At 24.1% G+C, this 1247-nt stretch carries 1 protein-coding gene; it reads right to left on the reverse strand.

Going from position 1 to position 1247, the window contains the following annotated elements:
• Nucleotides 1-103: 103 nt before the first annotated feature.
• On the reverse strand, nucleotides 104-1213 hold the full coding sequence (gene glf, locus KQ44_RS03630; RefSeq protein WP_205676545.1) for a UDP-galactopyranose mutase: 1110 nt from the start codon (nucleotides 1211-1213) through the stop codon (nucleotides 104-106).
• Between the last annotated feature and the right edge of the window lie 34 nt (nucleotides 1214-1247).

Here is a 1247-nt window from a genome sequence, read left to right on the forward strand (position 1 = left end):
TGTTATATAAAAATTATTTTATATTTATAAACTCTTATTTAATTAATGCTTTAGAATTAAATAAATAAGAGTTTATCTAACTTTTTAATTTATATGCAGCTAATCATTTTTCTTTTTCATTAAATAATTTTAATACTCTTTCAACAGCAAGATCCATATTATAGTATTTATAATCTCCAAGTCTTCCAAAGAAATGTAAATTTTGATTGTTTTTAGCTTCATCTAAGTATTTATTATAAAGTGAATTATTTTTTTCATTTGAAATTGGATAATACCTTTCATTTTTACCAATTTCAAAAGCTTCAGGATATTCAATAGAAATAGTAGTTTTTTCACTTTTCTCACCTAAAAAATATTTGTGTTCAGTAATACGTGTAAAATCGTAGTCATTTGGATAATTAGTAACAACAGTATTTTGATAATATTCTTTATTTATAGTTTGTACATCAAATCTTAGGCTTCTATATGGAAGTTCCCCATATTTATAATCAAAATATTCATCTATAGCACCAGTATAATATATGTGTTTAAAATTATTTAAATCTAACTCTTTAGAATCTGTATTTAATTTGACAGTTATATTTTTATGATTTAATATATTTGATATCATTTCAGTATAACCATTTAATGGTATAGCCTGATATTTATCCTGAAAATATCTTACATCATTAGAGATATATACAGGTACTCTTGCTGTTACCGTAGGATCTATTTCTTCTGGTTTTAATCCCCATTGCTTCATAGTATAATTTTTGAAAACATTTTCGTATACATATTTACCAATAAATTTTAAATCTTCATCAGTACTATTTTGAAAATCCAGTATTGGCACCTTTACTCCATAACCATAAGCTGATAATAATTTATTTTCTATTCTCTCAGCCATAGCAGGTGAAAATACTTCTCTTAAAGTTTTTAATGTAAAAGGAAGTGAAACTTTATTCCCTTCTATAACAGCATTAGGTTTCAAATAAAAGTAATGCCATTTTGTAAATTTTGATAAATAGTCCCACACTTCTTTATTGTTTGTATGGAATATATGAGGTCCGTATTTATGCACGGTTATATTATTTTCATCTTTATAATCATAACAGTTTCCAGCTATATGATTTTTCCTATCTATTACTAATACTTTTTTATTTATTTTATCAGCTATTAGATTTGCAAGAACTGCTCCTGAAATTCCAGAACCAACTATTAAATATTCATACATATAAATCATTCTCCTTTTATTATTATATAGTAAT

Source organism: Brachyspira sp. G79 (assembly GCF_002379365.1).
GTDB lineage: Bacteria > Spirochaetota > Brachyspiria > Brachyspirales > Brachyspiraceae > Brachyspira.

Bases quoted from the DNA above. Each gene is read 5' to 3' on its own strand.
- glf (WP_205676545.1), bottom strand. From the start codon at position 1,213: ATGTATGAATATTTAATAGTTGGTTCTGGAATTTCAGGAGCAGTTCTT.